Raw genomic sequence first — 24,501 nt, forward strand, 5'->3', positions numbered from 1 at the left:
CGGCGGGCCACAGAACCCCCCACTGGAGGTCAACGTGTTGCAACAGGCCTTCAACGGCCTGGTGGGCGGCGCGTTCTACGCCCTGCTCGCCCTCGGGCTGTCGGTCATCTTCGGCATGCTCCGCGTCGTCAACTTCGCCCACGGCTCCTTCTACATGCTCGGCGCCTTCGGCGCGTACGTGCTGCTTGACTCCTTCGGCGTCGACTTCTGGATCGCCCTCGTCGCCGTACCCGTCGTCCTCGGCGCCGCCGGGGTGCTGGTCGAGCGGGTGTTCGTCCGGCGGCTCACCCGCCTGGACCCGCTGTACGGATTCCTGTTCACCTTCGGGCTCGCGCTGATCCTGCAGGACGCCGTCAAACGCGAGTACGGCGTGCAGTCCCAGCCCTACCCCCGGCCCTCCGCACTGTCCGGCTCGCTCGACCTCGGCCTGTTCGACTACCCCACCTACCAGGTCTTCGTCCTGGCCCTGTCCGTGCTGGTCTGCGCGGCGACCTGGCTCATCCTCACCCGCACCCGCGTCGGAATGATCGTCCGGGCCGCCACCGAACGCCCCGAGCTGACCCGCGCCCTCGGCATCGACGTGGGCCGCTGGGTCGCGCCGGTGTTCGGCTTCGGCGTCGCCCTCGCCGGACTGGCCGGCGTGCTCGCCGCGCCGATGCGCGCCGTGAACCCGCTCATGGGCGCCGACCTCATCATCACCGTGTTCGCCGTCGTCGTCATCGGCGGCCTCGGATCCATCCTCGGGTCGGTCACGGCCGGCTTCGGGATCGGGCTGGTATCCGCGCTCGGCAACCTCTACGTGCCCGCCCTCTCCCAGACCCTCGTCTTCATCGTCATGGCCGCCGTCCTGCTCTGGCGCCCGGCCGGACTCTTCGGCCGCGAGGAGGCCGCCCTGTGATCCTGTCCCGCCTCTCCGCCCGGCCGGTACCCCTCATCGCCGGGCTCCTCATCGCCCTCGCCCTGCCCTGGATGATCTACCCGCCGGTCGCCCTCGACATCGCCTGCTGGGCGCTGTTCGCCACAGCGGTCGACCTGCTGCTCGGCCACACCGGGCTGCTGCCCTTCGGCCACGCGGCCTTCTGGGGCGGCTCGGCGTACGTCACCGGCCTCATCGCCCTGCACGCCGGGCTGCCGTTCCCCCTCGCCGTGCTCGGCGGGGCCGTCGCCGCCGCGATCCTCGCCGTGCCCATCGGATACCTGTCCGCCCGCCTGCGCGGCATCTACTTCGCGATGGTCACCCTCGCATTCGCCCAGGTCGTCTACTTCGTGGCCAACCAGTGGCGCGGCCTCACCGGCGGCGAGAACGGCCTGCAGGGCATCCCCCGCGACTTCTTCGGGATCGACCTGTCCGACCCGTTCTTCTTCTACTACGCCGGGCTGCCGCTCGTGCTGGCCGGCCTCTTCGCCGCCTGGCGCGTCGTCCGCTCCCCCTTCGGCCGGGTCCTCACCGCCGTCCGCGACAACCCCGCACGCGCCCAGGCCCTGGGATACCCCGTCGCCCGCTACAAACTGCTCGCGTTCGTCCTGTCGGCCGGACTGTCCGGACTCGCCGGCGGCCTGTTCGCGATCGGCCACGGATTCGCCTCCCTCGACGAGGTCTACTGGACCACGTCCGGCCAGGTCGTGATGATGGTGGTCCTCGGCGGCATCGGCACCCTGTGGGGCGGAGCCCTCGGCGCCGCGCTCATCGTCGAACTGGGCGACTACCTCGCCACCGCCGGGTTCCAGGAGATCGGCCTCGTCACCGGCGCCATCTTCGTGATCACCGTCCTGGTGTTCCGCCGCGGCGTCTGGGGCACCGTCCACCACCTCCTCCCCGACCCCACCCGGCACCGCGCGCCACGCCGATCCGCATCCGAAGGAGCATGACCGTGGCCGTCACCACAGACACCGCCCCCGCCGCCGACACCGACCTGACCGGGCATCGCGCCCTGATCACCGGCGCCGCCGCCGGAATCGGCCTGGCCTGCGCCCGGCGCCTCGCCGCCGCCGGCGCCGACATCGTCATCGTCGACCTGCGCACGGACGCCGCACAGGCCGCAGCCGACGAACTCGGCGGCCGCGCCCTCACCGTCGACCTGTCCGACCCGGACGCGGTCGAACGCATCGACTGCGACGGCGTCGACATCCTCATCAACAACGCCGGCCTGCAGCACATCGCACCGGTCACCGAATTCCCCCCGGACATCTTCGCGCGCATCCAGCGGGTCATGGTCGAGGCGCCGTTCCGGCTCGCCCGCCGGACACTCCCGGGCATGTACGAGCGCGGCTGGGGCCGCGTCGTGAACATCTCCTCGGTCCACGGCCACCGCGCCTCCCCCTACAAGGCCGCCTACGTCACCGCCAAGCACGCCCTCGAAGGCCTGTCCAAGGTGATCGCCCTGGAGGCCGCCCCTTACGGCGTCACCGCCAACTGCGTCAGCCCCGCATACGTCCGCACCGCGCTCGTGGAGGAACAGATCGCCGACCAGGCCGCCGCCCACGACCTCGAACCCGACCAGGTCATCGACCAGATCATGCTCGCCAGGGCCGCGGTCCGCCGCCTCATCGAACCCGACGAGGTCGCCGACCTCGTCACCTACCTGTGCTCACCGAGCGCAGCGATGATCACCGGATCGTCCGTCACCATCGACGGCGCCTGGACCGCGCACTGAAAATGACCGCCATGAAGTGCGATGTCTTCTTCGACCTGCTGGCCCGCGAGGCATCCGCCGCCGAATTCGAAGCACCCCTCCTGGAGGCACGCGTCGCCGGCGCGGACCCACGCGTACTCGCGGAACTGGAGACGACCAAGGCCGCGGCCCTCCGGGTCCGCTCCCTCCTCGAACACCGCGCCCGCCGCGAAGCCGAACTCGCCGCGCTCTTCGACACCGCCAGCGACCTCGCCGGCCTCCACGGCCTCGACGCCGTCCTCGAGGCGATCGTCCGCCGCGCCCGCCGCCTCCTCGGCGCCGACGTCTCGTACATGACCCTCAGCGACGACGAACGCGGCGACACCTGCATGCGCGTGACCGACGGATCCGTGTCCGCCGCGTTCCGCGCCCTGCGCATCCCCCTCGGCGCCGGCCTGGCCGGCCTCGTCGCCCAGACCGGCACCCCCTACAGCACCCCCGACTACTTCGCCGACGAACGCTTCAACCACCGCACCTACATCGACGCCGCCGTACAGGAAGAGGACCTGGTCGCGATCCTCGGCGTCCCGATGCGCCTGGGCCCACGCGTCATCGGCGTCCTGTTCGCCGCCAACCGCAGCGCCCGCCCATTCGTCCCAGAGGAGGTCGCGCTCCTCGCCTCCCTCGCCGCGCACGCGGCCATCGCCATCGACAACGCCCGCCTCCTCGACGAGACCCGGGCCGCCCTCGAAGAACTCAGCGCGGCCAACGAACTCATCAAGGCCCGCAGCGCCGCCGTCGAACGCGCCGCACACGCCCACGACCGCATGACGACACTCGCCGTACGCGGCGGCGGCGTCCAGGACGTCGCGGAGGTCATCATCGACGTGCTCGGCGGCGCGCTCCTCGTCCTGGACGCCGAAGGCCGCCGCCTCGCCGCCGTCGGCGACCTCGGCGAACCCGACGACGCCACCGTCACCGAGGCCGCACGCGCCTCCCGCTCCCTCGGCCGCGCCGTGCAACGCGGACGGCTCTGGATCGCCTCGCTCGCCGCCGGCGCCGAGGTGCTCGGCACCCTGATCCTGCGCGCCCCGGCAGCCGGCGAACTGTCCGGCAGCGACCAGCGCATCCTCGAACGCGGCGCGCTGGTCACCGCGCTGCTGCTGCTGTTCCGGCGCAGCGTCGCCGAGGCCGAAGGCCGGGTCCGCGGTGAACTGCTCGACGACCTGCTCAGCGGCCGCGTCACCGACCTCGACGCACTACGGGCCCGCGCCCGCCTGATCGGCTTCGACCTCGGAGCCCCGTACGTCCTCGTCGTCGTCCGGCACGACGCAGACCGGCCCCGCGCCACCTTCTGGGCCACCTCCTACGCCTCGGCCGCGGGCGGCCTCTTCGCCATCCGCAGCGACGAGATCGTGCTGCTCCTCCCCGGCCTCGACCCCGGCGCCGTCGCACGCCGCGCCGCCAAAGACTGCGGTACGGCGCTCGGCACGACCGCGACGGCCGGCGCCGCCGGCCCGGTCGACACGGCCGCCGACGTCGCGGCGGCACACCGAGAGGCCGGACGCTGCGCCGACGCGCTGCGCGCCCTTGGCCGCGCCGGGCACGGTGCCGGTGCCGCCGAGCTCGGCTTCGTCGGGCTCCTCCTCGGCGACGGCCGGGACGTCACCGGCTTCCTCACCTCCGCGCTGGGTCCCGTCCTTGACTACGACGAGCGCCGCGGGACCAAACTCGTACAGACGTTGGAGATCTACTTCGAGGTCGGCGGCAGCCTGGCACGGGCCGCCGAACGCCTGCACGTCCACGTCAACACGGTCACCCAGCGCCTCGACCGGGTCGGCAGACTCCTCGGTGAGCGCTGGCAGGACCCGGAGCGCACGCTGGAGATCCAGCTCGCGCTCCGGCTGCACCGCCTCACCATCACCGCCGACCGCTGAGACGGTTCAGGCCGCGTGCTCGGTCCAGGCGAAAGGCGCGAACGCCTCGTCCAGCGGCGCGTCCGTCATGCGGTTGGCCAGAGTCGACATGGTGTAGACGCCGATGCCGAGCACCACCTCCAAGGCGTTCTGCCGCGTGTAGCCGTGGTCGAGGAAGTCCCGCATGTCCTCCGCCGAGACCGCGCCGGAGGTGGCCAGCACCGCCAGGGTGAACCGCCGCATCGCCTCCAGCGACGCGTCCTCCAGCGGGCGGCTCTCACGCAGCGCGGCGATCAGGCCGGGGTCCGCGCCGAGCGAGGTCAGCTTGGCCGAGTGCATGGCGACGCAGAGGTGGCAGCCGTTCCGGGTGGCCATCGTCATGACGAGCACCTCCCGCGCGATCGGGTCCAGGGTGGTGCTCTCGAACAGGCCGTTCGCCCGCAGGAAACCGTCCAGCAACTGCGGGGAGGTGGCGAGCCGGCCGACGGCCTTGGGCAGATGGCCGAAGCTCTTGGCGACGGCCTCCATGGAACGGCGGGCGGCCGGCGGCGCGGACTCGATCGTGTGGTCGACGAACGTCATGAGGGTTCCATCCCCTAAAATCGGCAACGTGGTTGTCGAAATAGTAAACCGGGTTGACCATGTCCGCAATGCCTGAGGACCGTCCGGGCTACGAGCTGGCCTTTCTGCTGCTCGCGGGATTCCGGACGCTCATCGACGAGCTGCACGCCGAGCTGGCCCGCCAGGGCCATCCGCACCTGCGACCGGCACACGGCTTCGCGATGCAGGCGATCGGCCCCCACGGAACGTCGGCCAGTGACGTCGGCCGCCGGCTCGGCGTCTCCAAACAGGCAGCGGGCAAGACCATCGATCGGCTCGAGGAGCTTGGCTACGCCGAGCGCGTGAACGATTCGGCGGACGCGCGGCGCAAGATCGTGCGCCTGACCCCGCACGGCATCGACGCGCTCACCCGCTCCGCGATGATCTTCGACCGGCTGCGAGCCCGGTGGGCGACCACCCTCGGCGCCGACCGCCTCGCCGACCTGGAGGACGCCCTGCGCATGGTGGCCGGCCCCGCCGGACTCCGCATCGACACCATCAGCTGGCTCTCACCCTGACGTCCCGCCCGAGCCGGCAGGTAGGGGACTTCCTACATATGAAGCGTAGGAGATATCCTACGTGTCGTGACTGCTCTGACCGACGACGTCTTCGCCGCCCTGGCGAACCCCGCCCGCCGCGAGCTGCTCCGGCTACTCCTCGACGGGCCCAGGACGGTCAACGACCTCGCCTCGCACTTCGACATGCGCCGGCCCAGCATCTCCGAACACCTCAAAGTGCTCCGGGACGCCGGGCTGGTCAGCGAGCGCAAGAGCGGACGCGAACGCCACTACCGGCTCGAGGCCGGCCCGCTCATGGAACTGCAGGACTGGCTCCACCCGTACGAGCGATTCTGGCGCGACCGGCTGAAGACCCTGCGCCACGTCCTGGATGAGGAGAACTCATGAACCCGACCGCCCACGACCCGAACGACCCACGGACCATCCGCGTCGACGAATTCCTACCGCACCCGCCCACCGCCGTCTGGCGAGCCCTGACCGACTCCGACCTGATGGCCCGCTGGCTCATGCCGAACGACTTCAAGCTCGTCATCGGCCACGCCTTCACCTTCCAAGGGACCCCCATCCCCCAGGCCGGCTTCGGCGGCACCGGCCACGGCACGGTCCTGGACTTCACCACCGAGAAGATGCTCCGCATCAGCTGGTGCGCCGCACCCGAAGACCCCAGCCGACTGGAGTCCACCGTCACCTTCACCCTGCAGCCCGAGGGCACCGGAACCCGGCTCTTCCTCGTCCACGACGGCTTCGACCCCGACAACCCCCACCAGGTCATGGCGCGCCGCTTCATGGGCGGCGGCTGGCCCGGCGTCGCGGCCCGTATCGGCAAGGTGATCAGCGAAGGTCCCGCCTGAGCACCGCCGCCGATCACGATCAGTGGGCCCACAGGGCATGGGCGATGGCGGTTCCGGCTAGGGCGGCGGCGCTCAATCCGGTGACGCCCGCACGAGTGCGGGCGTGTGCCGTCACAAGCAGGGACCGTTGGCGGCGCCTGATGCCGCGGTTGGGATACGGCGGGCCCCTCCGCCGCGCGACGACCGAGGCCGCCGCCAGTGGAACTCCAGGGTAGCTCGCGTCTCCTGCCGACGAGGTACGCTGCTGGGGTGCTGTTGTTTTTTGCTTTTTGTGAAGCTGGTTTTCAGAATTTTTCATCAACCAGCGGCCTTTACATAGTAAATTCGCAGCTGCGGGAGGATCGTTGCCGCTCGGCCTCGCCGTGGTTCCGTGCGCGTCTCGCGGCGTGAAGGGGGCACCGCCCTCCGGTTAAGACCAGGGTGACCTGTCCCCAACAGAGGATCACCCTCGGGGCGTCCCCTCCCCCAGACGCTGCGGCGATCGCCGAGGCGTTCGGCCGGCTGGAGACAGAGATGGCCGGTTGCGGAGGGCGGCTGCGGGACCTGGATGCGCCTGGCCGGGGACCGGAAGCACGCCTTGGGCTCGCCCCCGTCAGAGGTCGTCGAGGGGCGCGCTCACCAGCGAGCGGTCCAGCGCGTCGAGATCGAGGGCGCGCAGCCGTACGAGCAGCGCTTCGGCCTCCGGTGAATCGTGCGCGGCCGCCCACTCCAGGACGATCTCCGCGGTCCTCGCGGTCTCCGTGGCGGTGAACCGCCTGAAGCGCAGTCCGGCGCCGCCGCTGATCACGTTCTCGCGGCCTCGCCGGTCGGGGACGAGCCGCAACAGCCGCTCTCCCAGCATCACCGCCTCCGCGAGCCGGACCTGGGACTCGTCGTAGTCGACCGCCCACAGGAAACAGGACCGGACCCCCGCGACGTCACCGCGGTCGAGCAGGTCGAAACACGAGCGGGAGGCCTCAGCCGGATCGAGGTCGACGGGCCGGAGGCCGTCGAACCCACGCCTGCCGTCCTCGGCGATGCCCTGCCTGGCGAGGTGCTCAAGCAGCAACCGGTGGATGAAGACATAGCCGTCGTCGACGTCCCGCATGATGATGCGGTCGCACGCGAAAACAAGGAACCGTTCATACCGAAACGGCACTAGCCCGGCGACGGCGAGAAGACCGTGGACCAGATAGTGGTGAAAGAGGTTGATACCCGCGCGCCAATAGCCCAGGGTGAGTCCAAAAAGCACGCCGACGGCGATTCCCGACCACCCGAGAACGGGTGTCAGCAACGCCGTCACCCCCAAGGCTCCGACTGTGAACAACCGTGCGAAACGGCGGAGCAACAGGCCCGGCCGGCAGCTCGTCTCCTGATGCGGGATCTCCCCGATGGCGTACGGCGCGCCGCCGAAGTGGCGTTTCACGCTCTCCACCTGGTCCTCCCCGAAGAACACCGCCACCGCCACGATCAAGCCGCCGGCGACCCCGCGCATCGCGGTGGCCAGGACGTCGCCGTCGAAGAGCCCGGCCACGAGGCCGACGACTCCCCCGGCGACGCCGAGGACGGCGACGCTACCGGCGATGAGGGGCAGGTCGTCCGGCGTCATCCCCGGAGGGACGGGTCGTGCCGGCGTCGGCAGCGGGACGCCCAGCAAGCCGTCCCGGACCGCCACGCAGGCGATCAGGAGCCCGGCGGCGGCCCCGAGGATCAGGCTCAGGACCGGCCCGAGGAAGGCCCAGCCCAGCGCGCCGACGAAGGACCCGAAGGTCAGGCCGCCGATGCTCGCACCTGTCACCGACAGGAATCGTCGGCGGCCGCTTCCCGGAAGCCACTCCCCCGCCTGCGCGCCGATGCTGAAGACGAGGTTCCTGCCCCGGGCCAGGTCGCGGGCCAGGTAGATCAGCCAGCGCAAGGACGTGGCCTCCGTGTACTCGGACCTGAGCCGCCTGCGCCCGAACATGCGGTGGAGGTAGTCGTCAAAGAGCTTGGCCCGCCAGGTACGGACCGTGGCGTGGTCCGGCGGCGCGACGACGGCGACACCGGAGTAGGCGGCGACGGCGACGTGCAGCATGAGCGGGGTCCGCACGAGATCCCAGAGCACGGGGTCTGAGGCGATCGCGGTGCGGATGCCGTCCAGGGGCTCGCCCAGGTGCTCCAGGAAGGAGGCGATCTGCTCCCGGCTCAGCGGCTCCAGGCGGACCGCGTCGTCGAGATCGAGCTTGATGCCGAGCGCCGCGTAGTCGGCGGTCCTGCTGCAAATGACGAGGGGGACCGCCCCGCTGTGGCGGATGTACTCGTTGATCTGCGACGCGCACGCGGCCCGCAGCTCAGGCATCACCTCGTCCAGGCCGTCGAGCAGGGGGACGATCGCGTTCCTCTTCAGCCATGCCGCGGCGGCGTCCGGGTGCACCTTGTAGCGCTCCCCGGTGAGCTCGTCACGGAGCCAGTCGCCGAGGGATCTCGTGCCCCGGGTCCAGGAGCCGAGGTGGAAGACGACCGGGATCGGGCGGTCGTCCCCCTCCTCCTCCAGCAGGCCTTTCGCGATCTCCAGCAGGAGCGTCGTCTTCCCGGTGCCGGGCTCGCCCAGGATCAGGAATCTTCCCCCGAAGCGGGAGAAGACCTCGACGGGGCGGGTGCCCGCCGGCAGGCGCGACGCTGCGGGCCCGAGCTCCTGCACCAGCGGATTCCACGGCCTGGCCGCGGCGCCGGGATCGTCGATCAGGCCGATGTCCAGGCGCTGCTCGTAGGCGTGGTCCAGGAAGCCGGAGATCCAGGTCCTCCGGACCTTTCGCAGGATCTCGCGACGCTCCCGCAGCAGCAGGTCTCCGTCGGCCTCCGACCGAGTCTCCCGGGCGGCCCCCCTCTCGCGATGCCATCCGAGGAGGAGCGTGAGAGGCAAGATCACTAACCACGCCACCCATAGGTACGGCTGGAGCGCTTGCGGAATAATGCCGGTGGCGACGTTTATCGTGATACCGAGAATGACGCCGATGAGCTCTCCCGCGACCATCCACACAAAAGTCGACATTCGGCGCATAAGGCAGGTCCTTCACGCTCATCGACGAAAGATATGCCTTAGTAGACAAGATGATCGCCCCCCGCGCAACGCCTGATTAGATCACCTCATTCGACGGTTCCCTCGACACCTCACAGCCGTGCGTCCAGATGCAGGGCATGGAGGATTTGAAGGTCGATCGCGTCGAAGTAGTCGGATTCCATCAGGACGTCTCGGATCGTGTCGGAATGTTTCGGTTCTCTGGCCGGTGAGCGGACCTACGCCCGTGCGACGGACACGATGGGGCCATGAACGTTGATCAGCCGCTACCGGCAGAGCACGCCGCCGTTCTGATCGTGGGCGGCAGCATCGTGGGGATCTCGGCCGCGCTGTTCCTCGCAGCACACGGCATCACCCCCATCCTCGTCGAGAAGCATCCCGCGGTGTCGACCAGGCTGCGCGCCAAGCTGTTCTATCCGCGCACCATGGAGGCGTACCGCTGTGTCGGAGCCGACCAGGACGTCTACGCCGTCCAGCGCAGCCTCCCGCCGGCCGATCACGCCGCGGTGGTCACATCCCTCACCGGGCCGGAACTACGGCGCTGGCGCCTGCCGGCCGCGGAGGACTTCAGCGACGTCTCCCCGTCTCCCAGCGCCTTCGTCAAGCAGTCCGACCTGGAGGAGGTCGTCCGCGCGCACGCCCGCGCCGCCGGCGCCGACCTGCGTTTCGGCCACCGATTCCTCCATCTGCGTCAGCACGATGACCACGTCGCCGCCCGAGTGCTCGGCGCCGACGGCCGCGCGTACACCGTGGAGGCCGACTACCTCCTGGCCGCGGACGGGAACGGCAGCGTCATCCGGCAGGCGCTCGGCATCGGCCGCAGCGGCGGCGAAGCGGTCTCCCACGTCATGGAGATCGGCTTCACGGCCGACCTGCGCCGGGCCCTCGACGGCCGCCGGCTCGCCCTGGCCTGGACCGACCTGCCCGAGCGCGCCTTCATCTCGTGGAACACGGCGCACGACCGTGGGACGGTGTCGGTGACCTACGATCCCGCGAGCCCCGAGCGGGCAACCGTGTTCGACGCCGAGCGGTGCCATGACATCGTCTCGCGCGCGCTCGGGCTGCCCACGTCGAGCTTCACGATCAGCGGCGCCCGGCCGTGGCACATGGGCGCCTGGGTGGCCGACTCCTACCGCGCGGGCCGCGTCTTCCTGCTCGGAGACGCCGCGCACGTCACCCCGCCAGCCGGTGGCTTCGGCGCCAACGCCGGTATCCAGGACGCCTGGAACCTCACCACCAAGCTGGTCTCCGTCCTGCGCGGTGACGCCGGTCCCCGGCTGCTGGACGACTACGATCCCGAGCGCCGGCCGGTAGGCGCCCTGACGGTGGAACAGGCACTGCTGCGTGTCCGGGACCGAGTCGCGGCGTCGGCTGAGAGCCGTCCGCTGCTCAGTGAGGCCGCCGTCGCGATCGGCTACCGCTACCGCATGCCCGGTGACGACCGCGATCCCGGCCTGCCGGAGGCCGGCGAGCCAGGCCGCTGGCGTGGCGAGCCCGGCACCCGGCTGCCGCACGTGCCTCTCACCGGCCGGGACGGCGGCCTGTCCACGCTCGACCTCGTCCGCGACGGTCGTCACCTGCTGCTGGCCGGCGCCGAAGGGCACTCGTGGGCGCGGGCCGCCCGCGAGCTGGATCCCTCCGGTGCCTTTCTGGAGGTGGCGCTGCTGCCCCGCGAGGCCGGTTCCGGACCGGCACGGCCGGCCGAGACCTGCGGCATCGGCGACCATGGCGCCCAGCTGGTACGCCCCGACCACGTGGTCGCCTGGCGTGTCGGCCATGCCGCCGCGGACCCCACCGCGGCCCTGGCCGAAGCCACGCGACGGGCCTTGCGGCTCCCCCGCGTCCCAGCGTGACCGGTGTCGCCTCCCGGGCACCCGCCGTCGTCCCCGGACGTCACCTCGCATCGCACCGGACGGTCAGCCGCGCACCAGGCCCGCGGTCGCGGGCTCGTCCCAGGCGATGTGGTGACGGTGGACGGGGCCGAACATCTGCTCGGGGTCGGGCAGGGCGGGCCGCGCCCCCGCCTGTCCGGCCTTGGCCTTGTTCTTAGCGGCCGCGTCGCCGCCGATCATCTCGACTCGGTCGCGGCGCAGCCGCTCGTACGCGCTGAACGCGGCCGCCGGATCGGGCAGGTCGCGCAGGCAGCGGGCGAGTTCGACGGCGCTCTCGATGGCCAGGGACGCCCCCTGCCCCGAACTCGAGGACGGAGCGTGCGCCGAGTCGCCGACCAGCACCATCCTGCCCCGGTGCCAGTGCGGCAATGACGGCATCCGCTCCATCGCCCCCACCGCCATCAGGTCGCCGGGCTCGGTGTGCTCCAGCAGGACCTGCCCCGGAACGTGACCCGTGTACAGCTCCCGTAGCCGCACCAGCCAATCCGCGGCGGGGACCTGGCGGACCTCGGCCGAGGACATCGGGGTGGCGTGCGGAAGGCTCGCGAACCAGCAGATCCGCCCGTCGGGCACGCGCCAGTAGCCGATGAAGGCACGGCCGAAGGCGAAGTACATGACGCCCGGCTCGGCGGGCACGTCGACGCCGGTCGCGTACCCGCCGAAACTGAGCACCCCGCCGTACTCCGGGCCGGGTGCCGCCGGGTCGATGAGGGTACGGACGGTCGAGCGGATGCCGTCCGCGCCGATCAGGATGTCGGCGCCGGCCGTCGTGCCGTCGGCGAAGACGGCGGTGACGCCCTCAGGGGACTCCTGGACCGAGACGAGCCGCTTGCCGTACTCGATCGGCACACCCCCGGCGACCGCCCGGTCGGCCAGCGCGCGGAACAGGTCGGCGCGGGCCATCGCCAGCGTCGCCGGCAGACCGGGGAAGCCGCCGAACTCGGCCAGCCGGTTCCCGCCGCCGTCGGCCATCACCACGCCCGGGACCGCGTGCCCGACTGCGGTCACGGCGGTGTCCGCCCCGATGACGCGTAGCGCGTCCAGGCCGTTCGGCGCCAGGCTCAGCATCGCCGCCGCGCCGTCGGCGGTCACCGGATGCGCCTCATGGACGGTCCCCCGGATCCCGGCCTTCGCCAGGGCCAGCCCCATCACCGGCCCGGCGATGCCGCCTCCGATGACCAACGCGGTACTCACCTTGCTCATGCCCACTCCCTCATCTCAGGACGAGGAGATAGTCACATTGCTACTAGTTGCATGTCAACTAGATGTCGTGCGGTCACGGTCCGGGCGGCCGTATCAGCGCAGGGAGCGGAAGAAGGCGCGGATGTCGGTGACGAGCAGGTCGGGGGCTTGCAGGGAGGCGAAGTGGCCGCCGGTGTCGAACTCCGACCAGTGCGTGACCGTGTTCGACAGCTCCGCCAGCCGGCGGATCGCGCGGTCGCCGAGGAACTTGGCGACTCCGGTCGGCACCCCCGAGGGGGCGGGGCGGCCCCAGCCGTCCGCCGTCAGCTCGCGGTACATCCGCGCGGCGGAGCCGGCCGTCGAGGTGAGCCACAGCGCGGTCACGTTGGTCAGCACGGCGTCCCGGTCGGCGAGCGGCTGCCGCGTCCGCGTCGGATCGTGGTCGACGAACCACTCGAGGTTCCAGGCCAGTTGACCCGCCGGCGAGTCATTGAGCGCGTACGCCACGGTCTGGGGGCGGGTCGCCATCTGGGTGGCATAGCCCGAGCGGGCCTGCCACCACGCCCGGTTCGCCCGCGCCTGCTCCCGCTCGGCGTCCGAGAGCAGGTCCAGTTCGTCCGGCCCGGCGGGCGCCGAGGCGTTGACCAGCGCGTTGACGTGGACACCGATGACGGCGTCCGGAGCGACGCGGCCGAGCTCGGGCGAGACGATCGACCCGAAGTCGCCGCCTTGGGCGCCGTAGCGGGCGTAGCCGAGACGTCGCATCAGCTCGGCCCAGGTCCGCGCGACGCGGTTGCTCCCCCACCCTTTCTCCCGAGTGGGCCCGGAGAAGGCGAATCCGGGCACGGAGGGCGCCACGACGTGGAACGCGTCGGCGGGATCCGCGTCGTGTGAGCGCGGATCGGTGAGCGGTCCGATGATGTCTAGGAAGTCGCAGACCGTGCTCGGCCAGCCGTGCGTGATGATCAGCGGAAGGGCGTCCGGCTCGGGCGAGCGGGCGTGCAGGAAGTGCACGGTCTGCCCGTCGATGGCCGTGGTGAACTGCGGCACCCTGTTCAGCCGGGCCTCGTGGAACCGCCAGTCGTATCCGTCGATCCAGTACGCGACCAGATCCCGCAGGTGCGATCGGGCGACGCCGTAGTCCCATCCCACTCCGGGGAGTTCGTCGGGCCAGCGGGTCCGGGTCAACCGGTCGCGCAGGTCGTCGAGGTCCGGCTGCGGGATGTCGACGCTGAACGGGACGATCTCCATGCGTGTTCCCCAAGGTCCGTCGTTGCCGGGAAGGCGAGCCGGACGGCCCGCCCGGGGATCACGCTAGGAACCGTTCAGGCCAGATCCTGACCGCTGACCGCATCGGTCGCCCGCCGAGGACCCGAGTCCTCGCCCTCCGGAGGCCCGGAGGCGTCGCGGCCGGCGGACCATGCCTCGTGGGCACCGCGGACGCGCGTCCACAACGTCTCCCGGTCGGCGTCGTCGAGGTCGGTGAGCGTCAGCCCGAACAGGTCGGCGAGAACGGCGTACCACTCGGTCCTGGTCTCCAAGACCTCCCGCCGCCCCGCGCCGACACCGACGCGTCGCAGCACACACCCGGTGAGCACGTCGGCGCCCCCGGCGTCCCGGCGCATCACCGTGCAGGTCCGTACGTACCCCGAATCGGGCGACGTGGACAGGTACCGATGACGGTCGAGGAACTCCCCCACCACCGCGGGCCGCATGCCGAAGTCCATGCCGGTGAAGGCGCCGCGATCGTCGTGGTCGAGCCGCCACCCACCTGGCGCGGCCGCTGAACGCCGCAGGCGGAACCGGAACGGCCCCTGGACGTACTCTCCCTCGCTCAGGGGCAGCGGCTCGTGCAGTCCATCCCCCAGACCGGCATCGACGAGCCACACTCCCGACGGGCAGTCCTCCGCCGGCAACCCGCGTACGGTCAATGCCAGGTGGTTGGCCGGCGCGGGACCCGGCGGCTCCGCGGCCTGCCGACCCTGCACGCCCGCCCGGTGCCAGGTCACCTCATAGCCCAAGGCGTCCAGCAGAAGCGCGAACGCGCCGTTCAGGTGATAGCAGTAGCCGCCACGACCCGCCGTGATCCGTGCGGCGGAGTCGTACGGATCGATCGAGGTCAGCCGGCCGAGCTGGATGTCGAGCGCCTCATAGGCGATGCGCTCGACCTGAGCGGCGTGCAGGGCGTGCAGGGCCGCGACGCTCGGGGGGCCGGGGTCGGAGAGACCCAGCCTCCGGAGATAAGCGGATGCGTCGAAACCGTCCATCGCGCACCCCCCGTCGTGGATCTTACCTTCGGGGCTGAAGTGCGGGCCGATGTCGAGAAGATGAAAAAAGCGAGCGCCTTTACAAAGTAAGTTCCCGTCATCGCGAACGCCGTCGAACCCTCCGGAGCGGCGAGTACCGCCCCGCGCTTGACCAGTCCCTCGGAAACTAGTTGACTCGCGACTATGTCGTCATCCCCGCGCCGGTCCCCGTTGGCGCTCGCCGTGCTCGGCGTCCTCGCGTACCGCCCCCTCCACCCGTACGGCATCCAGGCCCTGCTCAAGCGGTGGGGCAAGGACGAGGTGGTCAACGTCGGGCAGCGGGCCGGCCTGTACAAGACGATCAATCGACTGCACGAGGCCGGCCTGGTCGCCGCCCGCCAGACCGAACGCGATCAGCAATACCCCGAACGCACGGTCTACGCGCTCACCGACCAGGGCCGCGCCGTCCTTCGTCAGTGGATGGGCGAGATGCTCTCCACGCCGCGCAACGAGTTCCCCGAGTTGCCCGCGGCGCTGTCCTTCCTTCCCCTCCTCACCCCGGAGGAGACGCTGCGGTTCCTCGAGGAGCGGAAGGCGCTCCTGGCCGACCGGCTGGCCCGGCTGCGGGCGACGCTCGACGCGGCGACCGAGTCGGGCCCCGATCCGCTCCCCCGCGTCTCGATGCTCGAGACCGACTACCTGCACGCCGCCGCGGCCGCCGAGCTGCGCTGGGTGACCGAGGTCGTCGACGGGCTGCGGTCGGGCACGCTGACCTGGACCGACGAAGAGCTGCGCGCGGTGGCCTCGGCACGCCGGGACGTCCCCGAGGCCGGGCCCTGAACGCTCGATCACTCCGACCACGCCTCGCCGTGATCTTGGAGTTCTACGGTTCCCGGCGCATGGGAACGGGTTGCGCCGAGGCATCTCCGCCGGCTGCTCGAGACGCGGCGCGATGGACCGGCCGTACGGGCAGCAGCAGAGCGGGGAACACCCCGAGGGCCGCGACCGCGGCCAGGACCAGGAGCGCGGGTTCGGCCGCCCCGGCGGACGGAAGGGGTGTCATCAGGCCGGCGGCGACCGCGATGCCGAGGGTGGGGCCGATGTTCGTGGCGGTCTGCTTCAGTCCGCCGACGACTCCGGCGTGGCCGGCCGGCGCGTCACCGACGACGGTACCCGTGGCGGTGACCATCACGGCGGCGAAGCCGAGGCCCAGCAGGGCGAAGGCCGCGGCGGTCGCCGCCCAGGCGCCGGCCGAGGTGAGGCGGGTCATGCCCAGGATGCCGAGGACCACCAGGACCGAGCCGGCGGCTGCGGTGCGGCGCGGCCCGTACCGGCGCAGCGCCACGCTCGCCAACGGCGCGCCGAGGACCATCAGCGCGGTCAGGGGAAGGACCCGCAGGCCCGTGGCGAGCGGGCCCAGTCTCAGCGTGTCCTGGAACAGGAAGGTCGCGACGAACAGGGCGCCGAACATGCCGCCGGTGGTGAGGAGGAGGATCGCCATGGCGGCCGTCACCGGAACCGAACGTGCCACGACGGCAGGCACGATCGGATGGGCGGCTCGGCGTTCGCAGGCGATCAGGATCGCTGCCCCGCCTGCGGCGCAGGCCAGGCCGACGAGCGTCGACCCACCGGTCCAGCCGTGCGCCGGGACGCCGACCAGGGTGTAGACGCACACCGCGAGAACCCCCGCGACCAGCACCGCCCCCGCGACGTCGAACCGCTGCGGTTCATGACGCGCCGACGCGGGTGGCCGCATCACAACGGCGACCGCGGCGATCGCCAGCGCGATGGGCACGTTGACCGCGAACACGCTGCGCCAGCCCAGGTGCGTTACCAGGACACCGCCGAGAACGGGCCCGGCCGCGGCGGCCACCCCGATCGCGCTGGTACGGACGGCGACCGCTCTGCCGAGCCGGTCCGCCGGGTAGGTCAGCCGCAGCAACGCCAGCGTCGCCGGTTGCAGGAGGGCGCCGAACACCCCCTGAACCGCGCGCAGGGCGATCAGCGCGCCGATGCCGGGCACGAGCGCGATCCCCGCCGAGGCCGCCGCGAAGCCGCACAGGCCGTACAGCAGCAGCCGCCGATGGCCGTACCGGTCACCGAGGCGCCCGGCGATGACCAGCAGCGCGGCCACCGCGAGCAGGTAGCCGGTATTGGCCCACTGCGTCTGCGCCACGCTCGCGCCGAGGTCGCGCCGCAGGCTGGGCTGGGCCACGATCAGCACCGTGCCGTCCAGCGCGACCAGCATGGCGCCCGCCGCGCTGACGACGAGGGCCGAACGTCGCCGCGCCGTGCCGCTCACGCGTCCGCCTCGCCCAGATGGGCGTCGAGGATCGCGGTGATGAGCCCCTCGAGCCGGTCATCGACCGGCGGCGAGTCGTCCTCCCCCAGTGCCAGCCCGATGCTGCCCCAGCCCCACAGCTGGGTCAGGCCGTGCACATTCGCCCACAGCGCGACGGCGGTCACCTCTGCGGGGACGTCCCGCCGACCACCGCCCTCCTGCTCCCGGCAGTGACGGACGAGCTCCACGATCCGGCCGAACAGCGGCAGACTCGCCTCCCGCAGCCGCGGTTCGCCCGCCGCATGCGCCTGTCCGCGCAGCAGGTCGTGCCGGAACATCAACGCGAACATGCCGGAACGCTCCTGGGCGAACCGCACGTACGCGCACGCCAGCGCCCGCAACTGCGCTCGCGGCGACGCCGCCCCATCGGCCGCCTCCGCGAACCATCCCGCGAGATCATCGAAACCGCGACGGGCGATGGCCGACAGCAGCGCATGGTGCGTGGGGAAGTAGCGGCGAGGAGCCCCGTGCGACACTCCCGCCCGGCGTGCGATCTCCCGCAGCCCCAGCGACGAGACGCCTTCGGACAGCACGAGCTCCACGCCGACATCGACCAGCCGCTCTCGAAGCGGACCCTCCGATTCCATAGACACTGTCTACCCAACGAACATAGACAATGTCTACTCCACCTCGCCTTCATCCTGGCGGCCGGCGAGACGCCCGGCGCGCAGCTCCAGCCGCGCGCCCGGGAAGCGGTTCCGCAGCGTCCGGTCGTGCGAGACGACGACCAGCGCGCCCCGGTAGTCGGCGAGCGCCTCCTCCAGCTCCTCGACCAGGACGAGCGACAGATGGTTGGTCGGCTCGTCGAGCAGCAGCAGGTCGTGCTCCGCCACCAGCAGCCGGGCCAGGGCCAGCCGCCGCCGCTGGCCCACCGACAGGCCGCCGACCGGAGTGTCCAGGGCGTCGGGGTGGAACAGGCCGTACGAGAGCAGCCGCGCCCGATGCTCCTCCGGGTGACCGGCCCGGCCGTCGGCGAACACCGACAGCACGGACCGCCGCGGCTCGGGGAACTCGACCTCCTGCGGGAGGTACCCGATGCGGCCACGCCGGCGCACGGTCCCGGAGTCGGGCGCCTCGCCGGCGAGGACCCGCAGCAGGGTGGTCTTTCCGGCGCCGTTCGGGCCGTGGACCAGCAGGTGGTCGCCGGTGGTCACGGTGAGGGAGACCGCGCGCAGGCGGTCGCCGACGGTCACCTCGTGCAGTTCGGCGAGCGTGCCCTCCTCGTCTCCCCCGCCGAACAGCCCGTCGAAGCGCAGCGGCTCGGGCGGCCGGGGAACCGGGTTCGCCCTCAGCTGCCGGAGCCGTTCCTGCGCCTGGCGCACGCGGCTGGCGACCGAGCTCTGCACGCGCCCGGCGTCCCGGTCGTAGGCGGGTTTGTTGCGGTCCTTCATGGGCCGGCCCGGAGCGACCCGGCGCGCGGTGGTCGCGGCGTGGATCTCGACGCGCTCCACCTCCTCGCACCAGGCCGCGTACGCCTGCTCCCAGCGGGCGCGGGCTGCCGCCTTCGCCGTGAGGAACCCGGAGTATCCGCCGCCGAAGCGGGTCACGGACCCCTCCTCGACCTCGTAGACCACGGTGGCGACCCGGTCGAGGAAGAGGCGGTCGTGGGAGACCACGAGGACGGTGCCCTGGTGGGTGCGGAGCCGGTCCTCCAGCCAGCTCAGCGCCGGCTCGTCGAGATGGTTGGTGGGCTCGTCGAGCAGCAGGATCTCCGGCGCCGCCGCGAGGACGCAGGCCAGCGCCAGCCGGGCCTCCTCTCCCCCCGACAGCGTGGCGAGCGCGCGGTCCCGTCCGAGGTGCGCCAGGCCGAGCCCGTGGATCGCCTTGTCGACGCGGGCGTCGGCCTCATAGCCGCCCCGGGCCTCGTAGGCGGCCCGCAGCGCGGCGTACTCGGCGAACCGGGCCTCGGTGAGGTCGGCCTCCAGTTCGCACATCCGGCGCTCCATCGCCCGCAGGTCGGCGAGGGCCGCGTCGATGGCCTGCTGGACGGTGTCACCAGGTGGCAGGCCTCTCGTCTGACCGAGATGGCCGACGCCGCCGTCGGCCATGACGGTGACGTCGCCGTCGTCCGGCGTCTCGACGCCGGCGATCAGCCGCAGCAGCGTCGACTTGCCGGAGCCGTTCTCCCCGACGAGGCCGGCGCGCTCCCCGGGTCGTACGGAGAACGAGACGTCGTCGAGGACGAGGTGGTCACCGTAGGACTTGGCGACGCTTCGCAGGGTGAGCTGAGTGGACAGAACGGGCCTCCGATACACGGCGTGGGTGGGACATCACGGTGTTCGGGACCAGGCCCATGGCGACTGCTCTCCTCCACTTTCGGCTTATCGCAACTGTGGTTGCGTTAGGATGATGACAGACCAGCGTTCCCGAGCGCAACGGGATTACCGATGACGATCGCCGAGGGCCACGGGCGGCGGCCGGGTGGCCGCAGCGCCCGCGTCAGGGCCGCCGTCCGGGCGGCGACCCTGAGCGAACTCGCCGAGAAGGGGTACACCGCGCTGACGGTCGAGGGCGTCGCCGCCCGCTCCGGGGTGCACAAGACCACCGTCTACCGGCGCTGGGGTGGCGTCGAAGGCCTGATCGCCGACGCCCTGGAGATGGCGAGCGAGGAGCCCTGGCCGATCCCCGACACCGGCTCGGTCGAGGATGACCTGCGCGCCCTGGCGCGGCTGGTGGTGACCGGCTTCACCGATCCGGACGAGGGACCGGTGTCGACCGCGTTCATCGCCGCCGCCATGCAGAACTCCGCCGCCGCGGTGGCGCTGCGGCGCTTCTTCGCCTCCCGGCACGACCAGGCCGCCCCGATCGTGACGCGCGCCGTCGCCCGGGGCGAGCTTCCGCCCGGGACCGATCCGGTCGAGGTCGTACGGGCGGCGGTCGCGCCGATCTACTACCGGCTGTTCGTCAGCCGGGAGCCGGTCGACGCCGCGGTCGCCGACCGGGCCGCCGGCGCCGCCCTGGCCGCCGCCCGCGCGGGCGCCCTGTAGCCGGCGGGTGTCCCCCTCAGCGGGGATAGTCCCCGATGCCGGACTTCAGCAGGTCGAAGCCCTGGTCGACGGCGGCCCGTACGGCGGGGAGGACCGCCGCGTGGCTCTCGCCGGCGCGCCGGCGCCGGAGGGACTCCAGTGAGATGGCGTGGGTGAGCGCGACGACCTGCGCGGCGACGAACCGCGGGGTGGGGTCGTCCGAGTCGGCGTCGGTCTCCTCCACCAGGACCTGTGCGAGGTGGTCCCTGCGCTGGTCGGACATCTCACGCATCCGGGCCTGCAGCGACGGGCTCTCGAACACCATGCGGGAGAAGTCCTCCATACCGCTCGTGATGCCGTAGCGCCAGTCCCCCTCGTCGAGGGCCTCGTGGAAGTCGCGGCGCAGCGCCTCGACGACCGACTCCCCCGCGCGCAGTGTGCTCGCATGGATCACGTCATCGAGGCGCGACGCTGACGGTCGGGCCGACCGCCAGCGCGGCGTTCGCGGCGGCCGCGCCGGCGATCGGCACCCGGGCCTTCACCCGTCAGCACTCCTGACGCCGACGCCCTCCAGGAGGGGCACCGGTTCCAGGGTGGGTTCGTCGGGGGCGACCGACCGCTGGGCGACGAACGCGCCGACCAGCACGATCGCCCCTCCGGCGAGCTGCGCCGCGCCCAGCCGCTCGCCGAGCGCGATCCAGGCGAACAGGGCCGCCGAGACCGTCTCGATGTACGCGACGGCGCCCGCCACGGGGGCGGACAGGCGGTGCACCGCGGCGACGCCGGTGAGGTACGCCGTGACCGTGCTGACCAGGACGATCCAGACGACCAGCGACCACCCCGGGGCCGACCGGTCGCCGAACCGGACGCCGGTGGTCAGCAGGTGCCACGGGATGCCCCACGGTGGCGCGGCCACGGCCAGCACGACCACGCCGACCGTTGACCCGGCGGCGGTCATGACCAGCGGGTCCACGTCCTCCCCGACCCGATCGATGATCAGGAAGTAGGCGGCCTGGCAGGCGGCCGCGCCGAGCCCGGCGAGCAGCCCGAGAAGGTCCAGGCTGAGGCCCGACCAGACCTCGACGACGCAGGCGAGGCCGACCAGCGCGATCATCACGCCGATCGCCGCGCTCCGGGGCACCCGCCGTCCCTGCACGACCCGCATCCACGCCACGACCAGCACCGGACCGGTGAACTCCAGAAGGATCGCCACGCCGACCGGCAGGCGGGACGCTGCGAAGAAGTAGAGCGACTGACAGCCCGCCACGCCCATCACGCCGTACAGCAGGAGGAGCGGCCATCGCCCGCGCACCGCGCGCCCGGCGGCACGCCCGCGCAGCAGGAGGGCGATCGGCACGAGGACCAGGGTGGTGCCGGCGATTCGCGTCCATGACGCCTGCAACGGCGAATAGCCCGCGGTGATCAGCGCCTTCCCGAACGGCCCTGACGTACCGAAGGCGATCGCTGACACGATTCCGAAACCCAATCCGGACGCCCTGAGCCGCGCGGCGTTCACATGCCCACCCCCTCGCAATTAAGGAGCAAAGCTACAGGACGGTCATTACGCGCCGCAATGCCGTCCGAATCAACCCACTACGATGCGCATCGTGACTTGGCAGGCCTCGGCCGCACCCCCGAGCGATCCCTTCGCGGCCATCGAGACAGACGTGCGCGGCATCACCTCCTCCCCGTGGTGGATGGGCGCGCCGCCGCACGCGCGCGCCGAGGCGATCACGTCGCGGATGCTCGCCGGGGCCGGCGAATGGTGGCTCTTCGGCGCATGGGGCCGCTGGTACCGCTGCGGCCTGGACGGCAACTGGCACCTGTGCCCGCCCCCGTTCGATCCCGCCGCGCGCCAGGCGGTGATGCCCGCACCGCCCGGCGCGGGCCGGCCGCCGGTACCGCCCTCCATCCTGACCACCGGGCCGGACCTGACCCCCGGCCCCCTGGCCGCCGACGGCCTGTTCGGCGCGCCGCCCGCCCCCGTGGTGCTCGGCCGGCTCCAGCAGACCGTGACCGCGGCAGCGAGCGCGAACCCCGCCCAGTTCCCGATGCAGGACCCTCTCTTCTTGCCGGGCACGCCGAGCCCGGTCGCGGTGTCCTTCTTCGCCATGCTGTGGTGCACGGGAGCTCCGGTCGCCCTGGACGACCATCCGCTCCTCGGCCTGTACGGCCGCCATCTGACCCCCACCGCGCCGGGCCCGCGGTGGTTCCTGCCGCCCACTCTCCCGCTGATCGTCGGCGCCTACACCGAGCGCCTGCGGGCCGGCGACCCGATGGGCGCCTCGTACATCGCCCGCGCCCTGTGGGAGACCGCCGAGGCCCTGCGCGGTGACCCCGCCTTCCGGCCACGCGCCGACGCGCTCGCCGCGATCGCCGGTACGACCCTGCGCATGGTCCCGAGCGACCACGCCGGAGTGCGCTACGGCGACCAGGCCATCGTCCAGGAATGGCTGCGCCGCTGCCCCGCGGAACTCCGGGTGACGCTGCTGCGGGAGACCGCCACGGGCGACCAGTTCCGGCTCGCCTGCTACGACCTCGCCGCGACGGCGGCCGCACTACCCGCCGCCGCGGCCGGGCCGGCCGAGGCCCGGCGGGTCGCGTTCGCGCTGCTGGCCGCCGACCTCGATGGCGTACCCGGCGCGGCGGCCGCGGTGCTTCCCTGGCTGGACCCCGAAGCCGTCCGCACCCTGCAGGCGCTCGGGCAGCCCGGTCACCCGCTCCGGGAGCTGTGGCCGGTCGACGGCACGCTGCCCAGCGCGGTGGCCGGCGCGGATCCACAGATCCTGCGGAGTCTGCTGGCCGTCTCGTACGCGACCGCGCTGTCCTGGTCCCGGCTGGCGAACATGGCGCCGCCACGGCCCGGTTTCACCGTCCCGGCGGCGCTGATGAAGGCGATCGTCGCCGGGCCCGAGCCGGGTCCCGGTGAGGGCCTCACACCGTGGGAGATCATCGAGGCCGCCCGCGCGCACCTCGCCGAGCAGCGCGAGGCCGACGCCCCTCCCCCGCCGCAGCCGGCGACCACGGCCTGGCCGGCCTCCGAGCCGCTGCCCTCCGTCCCCTCCTCCGACCCGGGAGGCTCCGCCGGCGGCGACCCCGCCGCGCCCACGTCCAGCCCGGGCTTCCCGGCGGGCACCACCGCGTGGCCCGGCCCCGCCGCGCCCACATCGATCCCCGGCGCCCCCGCGAGCCCCGGACCGGGTCCCGGCTCTCCAGGCCCGTCCGCCGGGCCCGGGGACGCGTCACCGGTCGGCTCTCCGCACGAGGATTGGATCCCCGGAGTCACGGCCGTGACCCCCGACCCGGCGCCCCCGTTCTCCACCGCTCCACCCACCGCGCTCACGCCGGACCCCGGCCCACCGCCCACCTCGGTCACCCCCGGTGAGCCATCGGCCGGAGCGGGCACCCCACCGCCGTTCCCGGGTCCGGCGGCCGGAGCGGGCACTCCGCCACCGTGGCCCGGTCCGCCGTTCGGGGCTCCGGCGGCCGGGACGGGTACCCCGCCGCCCTTCCCGGAGCCGGCGGGTCACCGGTCCGATCCCGGGCCGCGGCCGGTGGAGGCGTACGGCATCACGTTCCTGCCGGGCCCCGACGACATCGAGCGGCTGCTGACGGAGCTGCGCCGGCGCGGCACCTGGGCGCTCAGCCTGCGTGGGCAGGAGGTGTCCAGCGCGTCCGCGCCGGCCGTGCTGCTCGTCGGTGAGCTGTCCTGCGGCCAGCGCCGCCTCACCCGCATGATCGCCCGCGCGCTGGCCGAGGTGGGCCTGGGCAGTGGCGAGGTGCACACGCTGCAGGCCGACGAGCTGGCCGAGATCGACCCACGGCGGCTGCGCGAACACATCGCCGAGTACAACGGCCACACGCTCCTGATCGAGGGGCTCGACACGGTCGTCCTCGACGACGACCGTGGGTCGGCCTACGCCTCGGCTCTGTACCGGGCGCGGGTCGAGGGCGTCAGCGAGACCGTTCTCGCGGCGACCTGCGCGCCGGATCGGCTGCGCGAGCTCACCGACGCCATCCCGGAGCTGATCACTGACTTCCGCACCGTACGACTGCCCGACCTGTCCGACCCGGAGCTGCGCGTCCACCTCGCGGCGCTCCTGGCCGGCGAACGCCGCCTGAAGCTGGCGCCGGAGGCCTGGCAGGTGGCCCGGCGTGACCTGGCGGAGCTCCGGGGCCGCGGCCGGCTCACCAACGCCCGGCTCGTCGAGGCGTACCTCGACCGCGCCTGCAACCACCACCTCGGCCAGGTCGGCGAGACCCAGGTCTTCCAGGGCCAGAACACCCTGACCCTCTCCATCGACGATTTCCAGGGCGTCGCCGCCGAACTCGAGCCCTAG

21 protein-coding genes are annotated in these 24,501 nt (G+C 72.3%); 11 read left to right on the plus strand and 10 right to left on the minus strand.

Annotated features, from left to right (window positions below; all coding sequences use genetic code 11):
- Positions 1 to 34 precede the first annotated feature (34 nt).
- Genes ABD978_RS04000 through ABD978_RS04015 form a run of 4 tightly spaced genes read left to right on the plus strand, consistent with a single transcriptional unit; the run spans position 35 to position 4,549 of the window.
- Positions 35 to 898: a branched-chain amino acid ABC transporter permease gene (locus ABD978_RS04000; protein ID WP_345348413.1), complete on the plus strand. Its 864-nt coding sequence runs from the start codon at positions 35 to 37 to the stop codon at positions 896 to 898.
- On the plus strand, positions 895 to 1,869 hold the full coding sequence (locus ABD978_RS04005) for a branched-chain amino acid ABC transporter permease (RefSeq protein WP_345348416.1): 975 nt from the start codon (positions 895 to 897) through the stop codon (positions 1,867 to 1,869). Before ABD978_RS04000 ends, ABD978_RS04005 begins: the two co-directional genes overlap by 4 nt.
- The gene (locus tag ABD978_RS04010) at positions 1,866 to 2,654 is read left to right on the plus strand and encodes a 3-hydroxybutyrate dehydrogenase (RefSeq protein ID WP_425550667.1); all 789 of its coding nucleotides are present in this window, start codon (positions 1,866 to 1,868) and stop codon (positions 2,652 to 2,654) included. Before ABD978_RS04005 ends, ABD978_RS04010 begins: the two co-directional genes overlap by 4 nt.
- An 11-nt stretch (positions 2,655 to 2,665) precedes the next feature.
- On the plus strand, positions 2,666 to 4,549 hold the full coding sequence (locus ABD978_RS04015; RefSeq protein ID WP_345348422.1) for a helix-turn-helix domain-containing protein: 1,884 nt from the start codon (positions 2,666 to 2,668) through the stop codon (positions 4,547 to 4,549).
- 6 nt (positions 4,550 to 4,555) lie between these two features.
- On the opposite strand, the gene ABD978_RS04020 is transcribed toward ABD978_RS04015, so the two are convergent.
- Positions 4,556 to 5,110 carry a carboxymuconolactone decarboxylase family protein gene (locus tag ABD978_RS04020; protein ID WP_345348425.1) on the minus strand — a complete coding sequence of 185 codons (555 nt, stop codon included), beginning with the start codon at positions 5,108 to 5,110 and terminating at the stop codon, positions 4,556 to 4,558.
- Between the two features lie 68 nt (positions 5,111 to 5,178).
- Between ABD978_RS04020 and ABD978_RS04025 the strand changes: the two genes are divergently transcribed.
- The 3 genes from ABD978_RS04025 to ABD978_RS04035 all read left to right on the plus strand — a co-directional run bounded on the left by ABD978_RS04025 (position 5,179) and on the right by ABD978_RS04035 (position 6,497).
- Complete coding sequence (locus ABD978_RS04025) at positions 5,179 to 5,646, plus strand: MarR family winged helix-turn-helix transcriptional regulator (protein ID WP_345348428.1); 468 nt, start codon at positions 5,179 to 5,181, stop codon at positions 5,644 to 5,646.
- A gap of 66 nt (positions 5,647 to 5,712) precedes the next feature.
- A complete protein-coding gene (locus ABD978_RS04030; protein ID WP_345348431.1) occupies positions 5,713 to 6,033 on the plus strand; it encodes an ArsR/SmtB family transcription factor in 321 nt (106 codons plus the stop codon).
- Complete coding sequence (locus ABD978_RS04035; RefSeq protein ID WP_345348434.1) at positions 6,030 to 6,497, plus strand: SRPBCC family protein; 468 nt, start codon at positions 6,030 to 6,032, stop codon at positions 6,495 to 6,497. Before ABD978_RS04030 ends, ABD978_RS04035 begins: the two co-directional genes overlap by 4 nt.
- Before the next feature lie 592 nt (positions 6,498 to 7,089).
- Here ABD978_RS04035 and ABD978_RS04040 read toward each other — a convergent pair.
- A complete protein-coding gene (locus ABD978_RS04040) occupies positions 7,090 to 9,378 on the minus strand; it encodes an NACHT domain-containing protein (RefSeq protein ID WP_345348437.1) in 2,289 nt (762 codons plus the stop codon).
- Positions 9,379 to 9,782: 404 nt separating this feature from the next.
- Between ABD978_RS04040 and ABD978_RS04045 the strand changes: the two genes are divergently transcribed.
- Entirely contained in the window at positions 9,783 to 11,387 is a 1,605-nt protein-coding gene (locus ABD978_RS04045) for an FAD-dependent monooxygenase (RefSeq protein ID WP_345348440.1), read from the plus strand.
- A gap of 63 nt (positions 11,388 to 11,450) precedes the next feature.
- Here ABD978_RS04045 and ABD978_RS04050 read toward each other — a convergent pair whose 3' ends face one another.
- The 3 genes from ABD978_RS04050 to ABD978_RS04060 all read right to left on the minus strand — a co-directional run bounded on the left by ABD978_RS04050 (position 11,451) and on the right by ABD978_RS04060 (position 14,875).
- The gene (locus ABD978_RS04050) at positions 11,451 to 12,629 is read right to left on the minus strand and encodes an FAD-dependent monooxygenase (RefSeq protein ID WP_345348443.1); all 1,179 of its coding nucleotides are present in this window, start codon (positions 12,627 to 12,629) and stop codon (positions 11,451 to 11,453) included.
- 93 nt (positions 12,630 to 12,722) lie between these two features.
- Positions 12,723 to 13,859: an epoxide hydrolase family protein gene (locus ABD978_RS04055; RefSeq protein WP_345348446.1), complete on the minus strand. Its 1,137-nt coding sequence runs from the start codon at positions 13,857 to 13,859 to the stop codon at positions 12,723 to 12,725.
- A 74-nt stretch (positions 13,860 to 13,933) separates the two neighbouring features.
- The gene (locus ABD978_RS04060) at positions 13,934 to 14,875 is read right to left on the minus strand and encodes an arylamine N-acetyltransferase family protein (RefSeq protein WP_345348449.1); all 942 of its coding nucleotides are present in this window, start codon (positions 14,873 to 14,875) and stop codon (positions 13,934 to 13,936) included.
- A gap of 183 nt (positions 14,876 to 15,058) precedes the next feature.
- Here ABD978_RS04060 and ABD978_RS04065 point away from each other — a divergent pair, with 183 nt between their 5' ends.
- The gene (locus tag ABD978_RS04065) at positions 15,059 to 15,694 is read left to right on the plus strand and encodes a PadR family transcriptional regulator (protein WP_345348452.1); all 636 of its coding nucleotides are present in this window, start codon (positions 15,059 to 15,061) and stop codon (positions 15,692 to 15,694) included.
- A 43-nt stretch (positions 15,695 to 15,737) separates the two neighbouring features.
- Here the strand turns inward: ABD978_RS04065 and ABD978_RS04070 are convergent, their stop codons facing one another.
- The 3 genes from ABD978_RS04070 to abc-f are packed head-to-tail and all read right to left on the minus strand — an operon-like array spanning position 15,738 to position 19,450.
- Positions 15,738 to 17,156: an MFS transporter gene (locus ABD978_RS04070; RefSeq protein WP_345348456.1), complete on the minus strand. Its 1,419-nt coding sequence runs from the start codon at positions 17,154 to 17,156 to the stop codon at positions 15,738 to 15,740.
- Positions 17,153 to 17,782, minus strand: coding sequence for a TetR/AcrR family transcriptional regulator (locus ABD978_RS04075; protein WP_345348459.1), 630 nt, complete (start codon positions 17,780 to 17,782; stop codon positions 17,153 to 17,155). Before ABD978_RS04075 ends, ABD978_RS04070 begins: the two co-directional genes overlap by 4 nt.
- Before the next feature lie 33 nt (positions 17,783 to 17,815).
- Positions 17,816 to 19,450 (minus strand): ribosomal protection-like ABC-F family protein, encoded by a 1,635-nt coding sequence (gene abc-f, locus ABD978_RS04080; RefSeq protein WP_345348462.1) that lies wholly within the window; start codon positions 19,448 to 19,450, stop codon positions 17,816 to 17,818.
- A 132-nt stretch (positions 19,451 to 19,582) separates the two neighbouring features.
- Between abc-f and ABD978_RS04085 the strand changes: the two genes are divergently transcribed.
- On the plus strand, positions 19,583 to 20,182 hold the full coding sequence (locus ABD978_RS04085; protein WP_345348465.1) for a TetR/AcrR family transcriptional regulator: 600 nt from the start codon (positions 19,583 to 19,585) through the stop codon (positions 20,180 to 20,182).
- 16 nt (positions 20,183 to 20,198) lie between these two features.
- On the opposite strand, the gene ABD978_RS04090 is transcribed toward ABD978_RS04085, so the two are convergent.
- Together ABD978_RS04090 and ABD978_RS04095 are read right to left on the minus strand one after the other, a co-directional pair.
- A complete protein-coding gene (locus ABD978_RS04090) occupies positions 20,199 to 20,615 on the minus strand; it encodes an acyl-CoA-like ligand-binding transcription factor (protein ID WP_345348468.1) in 417 nt (138 codons plus the stop codon).
- Between the two features lie 84 nt (positions 20,616 to 20,699).
- Complete coding sequence (locus ABD978_RS04095) at positions 20,700 to 21,677, minus strand: EamA family transporter (RefSeq protein ID WP_345348471.1); 978 nt, start codon at positions 21,675 to 21,677, stop codon at positions 20,700 to 20,702.
- Between the two features lie 91 nt (positions 21,678 to 21,768).
- Here ABD978_RS04095 and ABD978_RS04100 point away from each other — a divergent pair, with 91 nt between their 5' ends.
- Positions 21,769 to 24,501, plus strand: a complete 2,733-nt coding sequence (locus ABD978_RS04100; RefSeq protein ID WP_345348474.1) for a hypothetical protein — start codon at positions 21,769 to 21,771, stop codon at positions 24,499 to 24,501.

It is taken from the genome of Actinoallomurus liliacearum (assembly GCF_039542035.1).
In the GTDB taxonomy this organism is placed as follows: domain Bacteria; phylum Actinomycetota; class Actinomycetes; order Streptosporangiales; family Streptosporangiaceae; genus Actinoallomurus; species Actinoallomurus liliacearum.